Annotated in this window: 11 protein-coding genes; all 11 read right to left on the reverse strand. The window is 47.3% G+C overall.

What is annotated here, in order from left to right; genetic code table 11:
* Positions 1-7: 7 nt before the first annotated feature.
* The 11 genes from porM to HMPREF1535_RS09675 all read right to left on the reverse strand — a co-directional run bounded on the left by porM (position 8) and on the right by HMPREF1535_RS09675 (position 15,412).
* Positions 8-1,576, reverse strand: coding sequence for a type IX secretion system motor protein PorM/GldM (gene porM / locus HMPREF1535_RS09625; RefSeq protein ID WP_010800989.1), 1,569 nt, complete (start codon positions 1,574-1,576; stop codon positions 8-10).
* Positions 1,577-1,599: 23 nt separating this feature from the next.
* The gene (porL, locus tag HMPREF1535_RS09630) at positions 1,600-2,706 is read right to left on the reverse strand and encodes a type IX secretion system motor protein PorL/GldL (protein ID WP_224264082.1); all 1,107 of its coding nucleotides are present in this window, start codon (positions 2,704-2,706) and stop codon (positions 1,600-1,602) included.
* Between the two features lie 20 nt (positions 2,707-2,726).
* Positions 2,727-4,154 carry a T9SS ring complex lipoprotein PorK/GldK gene (porK, locus tag HMPREF1535_RS09635; RefSeq protein ID WP_044215073.1) on the reverse strand — a complete coding sequence of 476 codons (1,428 nt, stop codon included), beginning with the start codon at positions 4,152-4,154 and terminating at the stop codon, positions 2,727-2,729.
* Positions 4,155-4,157: 3 nt separating this feature from the next.
* Positions 4,158-5,111, reverse strand: coding sequence for a PorP/SprF family type IX secretion system membrane protein (locus HMPREF1535_RS09640; RefSeq protein WP_009860152.1), 954 nt, complete (start codon positions 5,109-5,111; stop codon positions 4,158-4,160).
* A gap of 154 nt (positions 5,112-5,265) precedes the next feature.
* Complete coding sequence (locus HMPREF1535_RS09645; protein WP_005633363.1) at positions 5,266-5,487, reverse strand: DUF2795 domain-containing protein; 222 nt, start codon at positions 5,485-5,487, stop codon at positions 5,266-5,268.
* Positions 5,488-5,560: 73 nt separating this feature from the next.
* Positions 5,561-6,124 carry a cob(I)yrinic acid a,c-diamide adenosyltransferase gene (locus HMPREF1535_RS09650; protein WP_009860151.1) on the reverse strand — a complete coding sequence of 188 codons (564 nt, stop codon included), beginning with the start codon at positions 6,122-6,124 and terminating at the stop codon, positions 5,561-5,563.
* Positions 6,125-6,204: 80 nt separating this feature from the next.
* Positions 6,205-6,996: an O-methyltransferase gene (locus HMPREF1535_RS09655; protein WP_046145991.1), complete on the reverse strand. Its 792-nt coding sequence runs from the start codon at positions 6,994-6,996 to the stop codon at positions 6,205-6,207.
* A gap of 381 nt (positions 6,997-7,377) precedes the next feature.
* Positions 7,378-8,745 carry a Gfo/Idh/MocA family protein gene (locus tag HMPREF1535_RS09660; RefSeq protein ID WP_046145992.1) on the reverse strand — a complete coding sequence of 456 codons (1,368 nt, stop codon included), beginning with the start codon at positions 8,743-8,745 and terminating at the stop codon, positions 7,378-7,380.
* A gap of 10 nt (positions 8,746-8,755) precedes the next feature.
* Positions 8,756-10,336, reverse strand: coding sequence for a family 20 glycosylhydrolase (locus HMPREF1535_RS09665; protein ID WP_242507754.1), 1,581 nt, complete (start codon positions 10,334-10,336; stop codon positions 8,756-8,758).
* Between the two features lie 27 nt (positions 10,337-10,363).
* Positions 10,364-12,214 carry a RagB/SusD family nutrient uptake outer membrane protein gene (locus tag HMPREF1535_RS09670; RefSeq protein WP_046145993.1) on the reverse strand — a complete coding sequence of 617 codons (1,851 nt, stop codon included), beginning with the start codon at positions 12,212-12,214 and terminating at the stop codon, positions 10,364-10,366.
* 27 nt (positions 12,215-12,241) lie between these two features.
* Entirely contained in the window at positions 12,242-15,412 is a 3,171-nt protein-coding gene (locus HMPREF1535_RS09675) for a SusC/RagA family TonB-linked outer membrane protein (protein WP_229102425.1), read from the reverse strand.
* Between the last annotated feature and the right edge of the window lie 25 nt (positions 15,413-15,437).

Genomic DNA, 15,437 nt, shown 5'->3' on the forward strand with positions numbered 1-15,437 from the left:
CCCCTACTTAATTTACAATGACTTCGATCGGGGTGAGGGTACGTTCCAGGCCGTCAGGTCCTTTGGCTACTACACCTCTGATGAAAAAGCGTTTTCCTCTTGTCAGACGACGTATCCTGTCTTTTTGGTTGTCCGAGAACCGGGGACCCTGAGAAACTTCAGGTATTGCATTTCCCATGGAGTCGAAGAACAACAGTTCGAAACGTAGTACGTCAAACTTTATATTCAATATTTCATCGTCGATAGCTGCCTGGAGTACTTCCGTCTCGATCAGATTACGCTTGGTCATGTTTCCGCCGCGGAACTTACGCATATTGCCGTTCTGGTCCTTATACTCGATGTAAGGCATCGGGTCGGGCAGGGCACGTACGCGGAAGGTATTCTTGGCCATTTCCACGCTGCGGCCGTCGGCCATGCGGGCATTGACGGATATAACAGCGTCGGTGCCGACCTTTGAGGGGCGGGCTTCCCAGATATCGCCTTTGCGTGTCAGGGTTCCGTTTGTCATGGTGGCCGTTACGTTTCCGCTCGGTACGCCCGGTACGGCAATACGCATCTCGTTGGCGATTCCGGCATATAATACGTTCATCAGTAACGGGGCAACGGTTGCACTCGGTTCCGTTACGAAGTATTCGCTTTCGAAGTTCTGGCGCATCATGCTGCCGTCGTTATTGGGCATCTCGATGTACCCTTTGATCGGGTAAGTACCCGGGGCACCGGCTATGGCGGTGAACTGTCCGCGGCTGTCTTCCGGCAACTGCTTGCCGTTTACGAATACGGCCGGACGTTTGGTTGAATCGACGGCAGACAGGACGATGTTCGCCTTGTACTGGCTTCCGCGCATGACGATCTGGCTCTCCGGTATGACCTGTGCGGTCATCTGGTTCACGCGGTAGTCGCCTACGTCGACACTGTTCAACAGGTTGTTCAGCACTTCGCCTTCTGCGTAGCGGATATCGCTTTGCAGTTTCGTCAGTAATGTTACGGCTGCGGCAACCGGCATATTTTCAAACAACGCTTCTTCCCAGGTGCGGGTATTGATCCCTGCCTTGTGAGGCGGTGTAGTGCTCAGGCTTGCTTCCAGGATGCGGGTCTTGGCACTGTCCTGTACCATTTCGCCCATCATTACGCGGTAAGCGTCGATGGCTTCGCGTAGCTTCTTTCCTTCTCCGGTAACCGGGCCCAGCATGATGCGTGAAGCGGCTTCGAGGTCGTCTTTATGCTCTATCTTGTTTACGTTGGCATCTTTCCCATCGGCAATTACCGCAATACGTTGCTTCAGGTCCTGCACGTAGTTGTACAGGCTGTCGGAAGCGGACTTTACCTGTTTACCCTTATCGTACCATTCCTTCACCTTTTCGGGGTTGGATTGGTAGTAGGTATCCAGTTCGCCTGCCACGATCTCGTTTCGGTGAGCCGAGTTGCTGATGGAGGTGCGTAAACTGTCTTCCACTAGCTCGAAACCGTCGAGAACCTCCGACGACACGTTCAGTGCCATCATTGCGATGAACACCAGATACATCAGGTTGATCATCTTTTGACGGGGCGAGTTGGGATTATTTGCTATTCCGGACATCTTCTTTCAGTTTCGTTTGTTTATTATCTGCCGGATTGCTGTCCGGGATTGTTTGTATACGGAGCCTGCTGCTGGTAGCCGTACGGTTGTTGCTGGTAGGGCTGCTGATAGTTAGGCTGCTGTTGCTGGTAATTGGGCTGTTGCGGCTGGGGGGCAGGCTGCTGGTAAGCGGTTGCCGGACCCATATTGACCGTCATTGCCTGTAGCAAACGGCTGTATACCTGGTTCAGTTCGGCCAGCTGGCGAGTCATCTTTTCCGTTTCGTTGCGGAAGACCGAGCTGTCGGTTACCGAACCGTCGTACATCTCGCGGATGCGGTTCAGGCCGCCGTTGATATGTTCGATCGATTCGATCTGCGAACTGATACTCTTTAACTGTATTTCGTAGATAGTATTCAAACCGGAGATGTTGCGGTTCAACATTTCCATCTGCTGCACGTAGCCGCGTGAGTTCTGGTTGATACCGTCAGAGTTGTCTGTGATGCTCTTATAAGAGTTAAGCAATGTGTCGGATACGTTGGTCAGCGAGTTGGTGACGTGGCTGAAACGTTCCATATTTTCGGACATGCCGGATAGCTGTTCCAGGTATTTCTGGGTAGCTTCGGTCAGTTCCGCCATCTTGGAGATCTGTTCGGCAGCACCGCTCAGTTTCTTGATGCTTTCCGACAGGTTTTTTGTATCTTCTTCGCTGACATCGAGGTTGCTCAGTACGGAGGTTCCGCCCAGGTTGCCTGCGACACCTGCTTTTCTGCCGTTGCCTACATGGATGTTTATGCCGCCTGAGGTATTGTCGTCATCCATATTGTCCGATGAGTTGATCAGGTTGGACATGCCTGTGCCGGCAAAGTCGGGACGGTCCATCGGGTTCTTCGATTTCAGTACGGGGAATACTTCTTCCCAATGATATTCGTTTGAAGGGTGTTCAAAAGCGGAGATAAAGAATACCAATGCTTCCACCGTCATGGCGATAAACAGGATCTGGTTACCATACGGCAGGTGAAGCAACTTGAACATGGCACCTATGATTACGATAGATGCTCCCCAGCTGTAACAGAAGTTCAGTACTCTCTTTCCCATGTCGCTGGAAAGGAACATTTCAATTCTGTTTTTATATCTTCTATATTTTCCCATAATGTTGTATGTTTCTTATATTATTTTTTACCTTTTGAACGGGAGAAACCGATCTGTGTACGTGCGCAACGGAAACCGATATAGGAACGGGTTTCGTTCTGATATTCGAAGGTGCGCATATCCGAACGGATAAATTGTGCTACGTCTTTCCATGAACCGCCGCGTACGACTTTCTTCTTCATCGCATACGGGTCTTCCTTGGCTGCATTGTAGCGCAGGTCGGGGTTCATATCGCTCATCTGGCTCGGGCCCGATTCGGAATACATGGTAGAAGTCCATTCTGCCACGTTACCCGCCATGTCATACAAGCCGAACTGGTTCGGGGCGAAAGAGCCTACGCGGGATGGAATCAGGTGACCGTCTTCGGTATAGTTCCCTTTTCCGGGTTTGAAGTTTGCCATGAAGCAACCTTTGGCGTTCTGAAGTTCGTCGGACGACCAGGGGTATTTGTTTTCGTTCTTTCCGGAGCGGGCGGCATATTCCCATTCGCCTTCTGTCGGCAGGCGGAACGGCTCGATGGCTTGTCCGGCCGGGAAGTTCAACGATTGTTTGAACATATCGGTACGCCATACGCAGAATGCGGTAGCCTGTTCCCAGGAGACACCTACGACAGGATAATCGTCATATCCCGGATGCTGGAAGTACATGCGCATGTATGGCTCGTTGTAAGCATTATTGAAGTCGTTCACCCAACAGGTTTCATCCGGATAAACGTTTACGATGCGGGTATGAAGGAAATCCCACGGACCGCTGAGCGGGCGGGTAAGGGTTTCGTTGATGATGTTGCCGTCATCGTCGATATAGGCGGTATCCTTGGAGATCATAACGACCTCGTTCATATCGACCTGTATATCGGTGTTACGTACGCGTTCGCCCGGATCCAGGCGGTTTTTGCGCAGGGCGGCACCGGTGTAGTCATACCATTCGTATTTGTAGACCATCTGCTTTTCGTCCAGACGTTTTTCGCCGGTGATGGGGTGTACATAGTAAACGCTTTCGATGGCACGTAGCTCATCTTCGTTCGCCCGTTTCCAGGGGATCGGACGGCTCCAGTCCAGATGCGGGGTGACGGGTTCGCCGTAACGGTCTTCCGTGATCTTAAACAGGTCGTTGCCACCGTAAGCCGGGTCGGCCAGGCGTTCGCGGATAATGGAGTCGCGCACCCAGTAAACGAACTGGCGGTATTTGGCGTTGGTTATTTCCGTTTCGTCCATCCAGAACGCGTCAAACGAAACTCCCTTTGTTTCAGGGTTAATTCCCCATAAGGAGTCTTTGTCTGCCGGTCCCATTTCGAACGAACCTCTTTTGATCAGAACCATGCCGTAGGGCGAAGGTTCGTTAAAAGCCACAGATCTTACCCCGGTAACTTCTCCTCCCGCTCCGGAAAGGGATTTACCACATGAGGTAAGCAAGGCTACTGCCATAAGTACTAATAATACTTTTTTCATATACTATAATATACGTACACTTTTGTGTCTGTTCTTTCCTGTTTTTGTCTTCTTCAACTTCAACTGGTAGCGCACCAACACTTCGTGGCTACCGGAACTCCCTTTTAACATGGCCGTGGTAGGGAAATCGTAAGCATATCCAACCTGAAATCTGCCGAATGTGGCTCCCAATAATACTACTACCGACTCGTTTATACGCCAGGAAAGACCTCCGTTAAACATTTTATTATATACCATTCGGGCGGTAATGTCCGCCTGGAAACTCTGCATGTCTGTTTTCAGGAATACAGAGGGCTGTAATTCATACAACGGGTTCCTGAGCTGAATATTGTATCCGCCTACTAAATTTAATCCCATAGGGATATAATAATTAGTCGTTTCACCCAGTGCCATTTCGGGGGCTGTCAGGTGAGTGGCTCCGAAACCGGCATAGAAATGTTTGTGGGAATAATAAATACCGGCATTCAGGTCGATCGCCATTGCCTGCACAGCTGTTGAGGGCAAAGCGGGGTCTGAATCTACAGGAGTGTGATAGTCATTATCTGCCGGGATATATATCTTTGTCCCGTCAAAGCCGACATTGAATATGCCTGCCTGCAACCCGATACTTAAAGTTCCTCCGAATAATTTCTGCTTATAGGCATACTGTGCCCCTACTTTTGTATACTGGAATAATCCGATACTTTCCGTGTTGACAACCAGTCCGACTCCATTGTTCGTACTGCCTAATTTGAAGGGCATATCGGCGATAACAAAGAAAGAGGTACTGGCTCCGGGCATGCCGATCCACTGTTGGCGGAACAATCCGAGCATATTCAGATCTCCCGTCGTTCCGGCATAGGCGGGGTTGTAATATCCCAGTCCCAGGAAGTATTGGCTTAACTGCATATCAATCTGACCCCGCACGCTCATCGTGCAGGTAATCAATGCGATAATAAACAGGAAGACTCTCTTCATCTAAACTATAACTAACGGGGTGAAAGATGTTTCACCCCCTACAATAACGCGGCAAACAGGTATAAATTGTATGGACCGCAAAAAACAAACGAGGCAGGGGACTTCTGCAAGCCCGCTACCTCGCCTTTATTTCAATACTTTATTTTAAAGCACATCAATATTCCTCTTCATTGAAGAAGAAGTCTTCTTTACTTGGATAGTCAGGCCAGATATCTTCCATGCATTCATAAATCTCACCTTCATCTTCCATTTCCTGCAAATTCTCTATTACTTCTAACGGCGCACCAGAACGTTGTGCATAGTCAATCAATTCATCCTTGGTTGCAGGCCAGGGCGCGTCTTCCAACTTCGAAGCTAACTCTAATGTCCAATACATAGTTATCTAGTATTAACAACTGCCCGAAGACAGTCAGGTTCTCAAATTTCCCGCAAAAATAAAACAATATTTCTTAGATGCAAGTATAATCCCAAATAATTTCTTTACCATTATTCCTAATACACTCCTTACGGGCCAAAACAAACAGATAATCAGACAATCTGTTGACGAAAATAAGTACAGGCTCTTCGACGGGATTTGTTTCGGCCAAACGGTATATCTGGCGTTCTGCACGGCGGCAGACGGTACGGCAGACATGTGCCAGCGAAGCGGAACGGCTTCCTCCGGGCAGGATGAAGTTTTTCATCTGCGGCAGTTCGCTGTCCAGGCGGTCGATCTCCCGTTCGATACGTTCGATGCTTTCGGGGGTTACCTTGCTCTCGATCTTCAGTTCGGTTGTTTCCTGGTCGGTTGCCAGGTAAGAACCGATGGTGAACAGTTTATGCTGTATGAAAGAGAGGAAATCGATGTCGGCCTGATCGTCCAGGGCTGTGATAAGCAGCCCGATGAATGAATTCAGTTCATCGATGGTTCCGTAACTTTCTATGCGCTGGTGCGCTTTCGATACCCGCTGGCCTCCTACAAGGGAGGTTTTTCCTTTGTCGCCGCCACCGGTATAAATAAGGCTTTTCTTCATATACTTCTTTTTTTATTCAATATTCTTAATATAGTGTCGTTGGTAGGGGCGGTTCGCGAACCACCCTTACAGCATCACCGTCAGAAGTAGACTATATAGTCGCGTTTATGTAATTTCTTATTAAAGAATACGATCCCCATCGAATAGAGGTCGACCGTAACCGTCACCTCGGGATGGGCGCATACCTCTTTCCAGAACTCCCTCATCTTACGGCTTGCTTTGATTCCCTCAAAAACAAAGACTGAACCGTCGTGAACATGTTTACTGCATTCATTAAACAACCAAACGTTGTTCTGTTGTTCATAGATTGTATTAAAAAATACAAAATCGACTTTCCCCATGTCTTCGAGTGCGCGGGGAAGCAGCTCTTTATAGTTTCCCGTGCGCAGGTCGATCGGGTTATGTGCCGCATTCTCGAAGGCGATCCGGGCGATGGACGCGAACTCCGGGATATTCTCGAGGGCAATACACCTCAATCCGGGGGCGTAGGAGGTCAGATAGAGGGTGGATAACCCCATCGACGGCCCCAGCTGAAGGATGTTTTGCGACTTGAAATAGTTCGTCAGGCGGAAAAGCAAGGCTCCGTGCTTGGGCTTGATTGCCTCGCGTTCCACAATCTCCCCGATCGTACGGTGGCGGAGCTTCCTTTTCTGTTGTCTGTCCGGATAGGTTATGCTATCGTCGCGGAAAAGCAGTTGTTTCCGGATCAGTTCTATATCATAAAAGCTATAATAGGAACAGCGTTCTTCTATTACCTTTGTTATCAGGTTGAAGACGAACGGAGAATGAACACCGTATCCTTTACGATAACGGATGCCCCGGTATAAAAGTACACTTTTCCGTAGGGTATTAGCTTTGGGTATAATCTGCATTTCTCTTTTGTATTTGTCACACAAAAGTAAGATATTCTTGTTTATTGGCAATATTTAGTATCTACAGATTCATGTCAGAAACAAAATATCTATATATCCGTCACCGGATTTAGGTTTATATGGTGTATTGCACGGATACGGCCGGGAACGAGTCGTATGTAGCGAGAAACATTGTGCTGAGTAAAGGCGGGAGGCTGGAGAGTATTAATAGTTTCTTTGTTTTTTCAGGCAGGTAATTTGTTATCGACAGTGTCGGCAATTTTGCTGACACTGTCGAAAGCTTTGACGACGCTGTCGATAATTTTGCCGACACTGTCGGCAACAACTTTTCCCGGCAACCAGACAAGAGTATGTCAGGTGTTCTATGCTTATGATGACCAGTCAATCATCCGCAATGAACGCGGTGCCGGGGAGAGGTACGCCGAATTGTTTCAAGTCTACGTTGACCAATGCCATTTGTTCCGGTAACATGTTCAGGGGAGACGATGAAATTTGCTGCCATGTGTATCTTTTTCCTGTATAGGCCGATTCCCGTGCCATGACGGCGGTTAAGGCAGATGTGGCAGCCGTTTCGGCTATATTCAGCACTGTCCCTTTCCGGATATGATCGACCAGCATGATGTGTTCAAGGGTATACATGTCGTGTACTTTGAATTTCGACTTGGCAGCTTCCGGATCGTATTGCCAGATTGTTTCCCCGTTCCTGTTACGGATGGAAAAGTCACTGCTATGCCACGAGCCTTTTTCCCCCTGAATGACAATCCCGGCACCATTGTCACAACCGTCTATCCTTCGGACCATTCCTTCCAGCATTACTCCGTTTTCATATTCGAAGTGCATGCTGAAATTGTCGTATACATTACCTATATTCTTACGAATCCTGGAACCATAGGCAATGACATTAACCGGTTTGAGTTGCGTGAACCAGTTGAAAACATCTATCCAGTGGATCAGCATGTTACTGATCTGGTCGCCGTTCACCCAGTTCCAGTTGAAATGTCCGCGGATCATATATTCCATATCGCTCCATTCCGGACGACGAACGATATATTGGTCACGTCCTGTATGATAATAGGCATATCCCGATATAATAGAACCGATAAGTCCTTCCTGTACCTTGCGGTAAGAGGTGACAAACGGCCGGTCGAAGTGATATTGCGTACCGGGCAGGACGTTGATACCTGTATTCACCGCTTGTCTTGCCGCAGCTACGAACGTACGGTAACCTGCCGGATCGATGGCTGCCGGTTTTTCAACGAATACATGTTTTCCCTTTTCAATCGCATATTTCATGTGCTCGGGATGAAAGCAGTTGGGAGATGCGATCAGCACAAGGTCGATCGGTAGTTCACAAACTTTTCGATAGGCGTCGAAACCGGTAAAGCACATTTCGTCCGGGATATGGACGTTTTTCCCGTCCTTCAGCCGTTGTTTCCCGGCTTCCAGTTTGTCCGGGAAGAGATCGGCCAGTGCAACGATAGACAGGTCGTTTCCTGCATCGAGAAAGTTGAAAGCTGCTCCTATGCCTCTTCCGCCGCATCCGATCAAAGCTGCCTTGATTGGTTTCCCGTCGATCGCTTTGTCCGGTAGTTCGGGTATATAGAGTTCTTCGACAGGGTGTAACGGCACCTGCTTCCCCTTTTCTGAGCAAGAGGTAAATAGCAGACCGGAACCGAGCGTACTACTTAAACCGATAGTGGCTACGCCGGATAAAAAGTTGCGTCTGGTCAGTTTCTCTTCTGGTTCCATAAGAAAGGATTTAATGGGTCATTTTAATCAGCGTCTCGTACATCGTGTTCAGTTTATTGTTGCGTGTACGGTTTATCTCGGCAATTTCTTCATCATGGAGAAAGCCTTTGTTCAGGGTAAGGAAACGTTTATCCAGTTTTCGGGCCTCGATGATAAGAGGTTCGAGCTCTTTGATAAATGTTTCCGCCTGGTTCCGTTCAAACCGACTGGATTCGTATCTGTTTTCTATCTCTTTGAATGTCAGGTATTGTACGCGCAGGTCGAACATTAAGCGCAGATGTTCAAACTCTGGTATGTTATTCTTCGGTTTTAGGGAAGCCAGTTGTTTTTGTAGGGCGATGGTTTCTGCTTTTACCTCTTTCACGGATGTACCTTTCGGGTCTTTTCCTCTGACGATCGTTTCCTGCGGACTTTTTAATATCTGCCACATTCGTTTACTTTCTTCCGGAGTGAAGCCAAAACGTTCCTGTCCATATTTCACGACGAAGGCTTGCGGGTCGATCGGTTCTTCATTTTTGAGGGACTCTCCATAGGCGGCAACTAATATGCGGAAGCCCGAAAGCGGATATACATATCTGACAGGAAACATCCCGATGACTTCCCAATTGGTGTCGTAGCTGAATCCGTAAGTGCCCGATGTGGACCAGGATGTCATAACCACTCCCTGATAATCAGCTTTACGGGCGTAAGGAATGAATGTCTTTTGGTTATTGAAATGCTTTTCCCACTGGGTCAGATAGATGTTGTCGGGATGGCTGCGTATGGAAGGTGCTCCCCAAAAGGTGACTCCGGCATTGAACAGGTTATCCATATTTCCGAAATGATCGCGATCCCATCCATAATTCCAATCCACATAGATGATATCTTTGGGCAATTCATGCAATGCTTCCGGATATTTCAGGATAATATCCGCCCATAAGACGGGTTGTTTACCCATCGATTCAACGATCTCGCACATGGCTTTCACGTAATCGACGAATAATTTCGATTTACCTTCTTTCCTGACTTTCTCTGCACAGGCTTTACAACTGCCCAGTAGATAAGTTTCATCTCCTCCGATATGGAAATAACGGGAGGGATGCAACTCTGCCATTTCTTTGAAGACTTCTGTGAATACTTCTTTGCATTCGTCTATCTTCATGGGACAAACCTGGGAAACTTCTTTCCTGTCCTCTTTCAAATGAGCATACCGGTCGTGGCGGAGAATGTATTCGGCATGTCCGAAGCAATTCTGCAGGGGAATGACATCAATGCCGAGCGTTGAACAATAAGAGACGAATGACCGGACCTCTTCGCGGGAATAGGCATATTTGTTGGAGATGGTGGCATGCTTATCATAAGGATAAGAACCTTCCCATTCCATAATGATCGTATTGATTCCGAATTCAGCCAGTTCCTTCGCGAAGTTCTTGAGGGCGGGCATTGTCATTACCTCGCAACGGAGGTCAATGTGAAATCCTTTGATGGCAAAATCATGTTTATTCATCGCCAAAGGCGATGAATAAACAGACGGACATAGCAGGAAGAATGCCAGGAAGAGTATACCTATGGTCTTCAAGCTGCGTATAGACTTAATGAATGTATTTTTCATATTTATATTTATTTGTTAGTCATGTGTTTACATGGTAGATAAACCGGATTCGGGAACTTCTGCCAATGGAGTTATGTTTAGTTCGGCACCTGTATATCCGGGATTTTGGTTGATACGTCCGGATGAGTTTCCGTCGATATCATTCTGTGGTACCGGCCACCAGATATGATAAGGGCTCATTTTAAATTCAGCGCCATTCAGTGCCTTCACTCCTTTATTGTAGAAATTACCTCTGTCCATGATCCGGTCGTAAAAATAGTTATTTTGTGACAATGTAGACATACTATAGCTCCGACCTTTGTAATCTGATTTGCCGGTTCTTGCATACAACAGTGCAATACGGGTCAGTTCTATTTTCCTGTTTTCCTCATATAAAAGTTCACGTGTGCGTTCGTCCAGTAAGGTTTCCATATTTACTTCTCCCGGACTTAGCGGTGCTGCACCGGCACGGGCACGAACGATATTGATGTCACGCGCTGCTGAAGCCGGATCGTCTTTCCAGAGGTAGGCTTCGGCACGTAATAGATAAGTCTCTGCCAGGCGCATGATATACATGTCCGAATAGCCACCGTTGTACTGGGCTGCTGTGGCGGCATCGGGATCCTCGATGTAGAGTTTGTAATGTGCCCATTCTCCCCAGTTCCTCAAGGTGTCGATACATAATAATTGTCCGTCGTCGCTCCACAAGCGTATTGGCTGATGGTAGTACGGTGTACCTTTCAGGTCCGGATTGTTATAGACAAGATCTGTCATTTTCATCCAGTTTCCGGGGGTATGCCGCAGGTCGTTGCTGTCGTCCCAGACGGCATTGGAGCTGTACCATGTCAGGCGGCAACGTCCGATACCTCGTCCGTAAATACCATTATAATCCAGTTCCGGCTCTTTCAGGCGTTTGTCGGACATACCCGGTTTGCCGTCGGGAGTTTGGATACGATTGGTCGTGTTGGCCCAGAACGGGAGAAAGTTACGCATAGCCAGTGTCTTTTGGGATGATTTTGCTGTCTGGTATTCATACCGGTCCAGTGTTGCCAGTAGGACTTCTTTGTTCTCTGTGCTGTTTTTATTCAGCGGACGGTGCAGATCCCAAAGTACATTTTTGGTGTTGTCGGTAACGTCAACGCCGAAACGATTAGTCATTAAACTGTAACGTCCTCCGTCGATAACGGCATTGGTTGCTTTTATGGCTTCATCAAAATCTCCCAGGGTCAGGCAGATTTTGGCTAGCAGATGATAGCAGGCTCCTTTGGAGATGCGTCCTCTGCTATTATCTTCCGCAACCCATTGAACTGCAAATTCCATATCCGATTTGATCTTCTTCAGGATACCATCGCGCTCCACCGAACATAAGTTGGTAACGGGAGTTTCCACCTCCGTGAAGACGGCGGGAATATCATTGAATAACATACAAAGCCGGTAGTAGCGGAAGGCTCTGTGCCATAATGCCATACCCAGGATATTGTTTCGTTCGCTTTCGGATTCGTATGTCGCATCGTCTATTCGGGTTATTACAGTATTGGCGTAACGTATGCCGAGATAATCGTTGGTCCAGTACCAGTACATACGGTTTGTCTGGTCCCAGTTATTATTTGCTGTCGGCAGGATCTTTTCATTCAGGTTCTGGGCGGGACCGGAGATATCAGTCGTTCCCAAAACGCATTGCTCTGAAAAGATCATAGCGGTCAGTATGGGAGAATGTTGTCCTACGAACTCTTCCCTAAGTAAACGGTCGCATGCCGTAACGGAACTCAACATTCCTTCTTTATCGATCAAGGTATTTCCCGGAGAGTAGAAAGATAATGGATCCGGATCTAACCAGGATTCGCTACAACCTGTTGCCAGAAGCATTGTTGTCAGAATAGCATATATTATTTTTTTCATGACTGAATAGTATTATTTAGTTAGACATTAGAATGTTACATTGACACCCAGTGTATAGGTGCGATTGGTACTGCTTACGGTATTGGGGCTGTCGGCGTTGTATGCTTCCGGGTCATAATATTCCCAGTCCGGAGCCCAGCAACCTACATTCTTGATCGTTCCGTAGATGTTCATTCCCTCTATTTTGAATTTGTTCAGGAATGATTTAGGTACGGTATAGCCTATGGATATATTATCCAGACGGATGAATGACAGGGAACGATAGAAGTTCGCTCCGATATTCTTGTCATCCGAATATAAGCGGGCATACTCGTTGGTCGGATTTTCCGCAGTCCAGTAAGGGATCTTGAAATAGTTGGTCTTTGTCAATGTACCGGCTTCGAAATGCTTTGCACGCTGGTAAGGCGCTTTATGTCCCCAATAAGAATAAAGCATAAAGGACAGGTTCCAGTTTTTAAACAAGGTGAATTCGTTGCGAAGGGTCCAGCGGAAACGCGGTGTTTTGTATCCGATAAACTCCTTATCGTTGTTATCATAGATTTTATTGCCGTCCACATCCTTGATCTTCATATCTCCTGGGCGAAGACCATATTCAGCAGCCTGTTCGGCTTCATTTTCCTGCCATACACCGATAACGTTGTATGTCCAGATGGAACTGATATCCTTTCCGATGAACCATTCGTTCTTGATATCGTCCATCTCTTTCCGTCCGATGACATTTCCGTTGTCGTCCAGTACATTTTCATAATCGCCGTATAGATGGTTTACTTTGTTACGGTTTAAAGAGAAATTAAATGTGGTATTCCACTGGAAGTTCTTTGCATCGATATTCAAAGTCCTTAGGGAAAGTTCAAAACCTGTATTCTGAACTTCGCCCAGGTTGGCCATAACTTCACCGAAACCGATTGTTTCCGTGAGGCTGCGGTTGATCAACAGGTCGGAAGTAACCATTTTGTACACGTCGATATTACCGGAAATGCGGCTGTCGAGGAATCCGAAATCAAGACCGAAGTTAAAGGAACTGGTTGTTTCCCATTTCAGGTCTTTGTTTGCCATTGTGCTTACGTATACGGAGTTGGACAGGTCTATATTACCATTCAGGGTCTGATAAATGTACTGGTCCGTTTTCATTTCAGCTAAAGCTGCGTACATACCGATATCCCTGTTTCCGTTTTGTCCCCAGGATACACGCAGTTTACCGAAGTCCATTGCGGGGAATTTGAAGAACGGTTCTTCTGAAAATACCCATCCGAGAGCAACAGAAGGAAAAGTCGCATGCGGATTGGATACGCCGAATGCCGAATAACCGTCCCGTCTGACGGATGCTGTAAGCATATATTTTTTGTCGAACGAGTAGAACAAGCGTCCCATCAGGGCATCGCCGGTATTTCTGGTGTCGTTGCTGGAGATTGCCGGTACCGTACCTGCCTGCATTCTGTGATAACCCAGTATGTCGCTGGGGGCAAATTGCTGAGTAGTCTGTATTTCCTGCCAGGATTGGTTTTCTTCAGCATTCTGTAACAAGGTCACTTCTACCTGGTGTTTTTGGGCAAATGTATGTTCCCAACGGATCAGGTTATCCACCTGCCAGTTGTAGGACATTTCACTTCTTCGCTGCGCATCTCCGCCGAATGATTTCCATACAGGATGTTGTGAAGAGCGGTGGTTCCTGTAGTTGTACAGTAACAGGCGGGGAGAGAAATTTACCTGATAAGAAATACCGAACGGCAGTTTTATTTTGGCATACATGCTTCCGGTGAAGGAATTGCGTATCGCCGAACGGTCTATGAATGAATCGTTATAAGCCGAGTTAATGGAACTGGCATTGTCTATACCTGTCGGATACAGCATCGGGTTACCGTCCAGATCTGTCGGAGTGGAATAGGGAGTATTTGCCCATATCTGGTTCACACTGCGTGGGATAGCTCCCTGGTCACGATAAGAATATTGTACATTGACACCGGCTGACAGCCAAGAGGTTACATCGAAGTCCAGTTTCAGCCGGCTTCTATAAGATTTGTATTTATCACCGATAACAATACCTTCATTGTTCAGGTAACCCAATGACCAGTAATAACTGACTTTATCTTTCTTTCCTGAAATGTTGACATTATAATCTTGTCGGAATGCTTTCTGATATGTTTCATCATACCAGTCGAATGTTCTTCCGGCAAAATAGTTATCAAGCTCCGGTTCGAACAGTCCCAGGCGGACGAGCCAGTCATAGGTGTAGTTGCCGGTAGTGGGACGATAGGAGATCCAGTCTTCCAGGGTTACACCTGCCGGAAGGTTGTTGGGGTCTGAAAATTCTCCCGGTTTATGATCTTCGAAGATACTTTCCTGCACATCTTCGCGCCATGCAAGGTATTCCTGTGGGTTGTAAACATCCATCTTCTTCGCCAGGGTGGAGATGCCGACGCTGGCATTGAATTGGACGGTAGGTTTTTCAGCCGATCCTTTTTTCGTTGTGATCAGCACGACTCCGGCTGCAGATTTGGCACCATAAACGGCTGCCGAGCTGGCATCTTTCAATACGTCGATCTGGGCGATATCGTTCGGATTGATTTCATCGAGGCTTCCGTAGTAAATAATACCGTCTACCACCAATAAGGGTTCGTTGCTGGCTTTGATCGAACGTTTTCCGCGAATCTCCATGCTACCGCCGCCTTTCGCTGAGTTATCGAGTCCGATATTCAAGCCGGCAACGTTTGCCCTAAGGATATCCTGAACGGTAGCGGGACGTTCTTTTTCCAGTGAAGTCGCTTTTACCTGGGTCACGGCACCTGTCAGGTCTCTTTTCTTTTGTACACCGTATCCAACCACGACAACCTCTTCCAGATTCAGGATCTCTTCTGCCAGGCTGATGTTGAGTGTCTTTTGCCTTTTTACAGGGACTTCTTTCGTTACGTACCCGATAAAGGAGAATGCCAATACTGCATTTTCATTTGTAACGGTTATGGTGTAATGACCGTTAACGTCCGTTATAACTCCGTTGGTAGTCCCTTTTTCCATTACATTTACACCGGGTATCACTTCTCCTTTGTTGTCGGTGACGATACCTGTGACTGCTTGTTTTTGTTGAGTGGCAGAAGGAATGTTATTTGTCTCTGCTGCAAAAACTGGTACTATGGTCATAAGCAGGAAGGCCATAAGTAATAGATCGAATGCCAGTCTTTTTCCATTGTTGATTTTTTTCATACCATCGTACTTTTAAGATTAATAA

Origin of the sequence: Parabacteroides goldsteinii DSM 19448 = WAL 12034, assembly GCF_000969835.1 — a bacterium.
In the GTDB taxonomy this organism is placed as follows: domain Bacteria; phylum Bacteroidota; class Bacteroidia; order Bacteroidales; family Tannerellaceae; genus Parabacteroides; species Parabacteroides goldsteinii.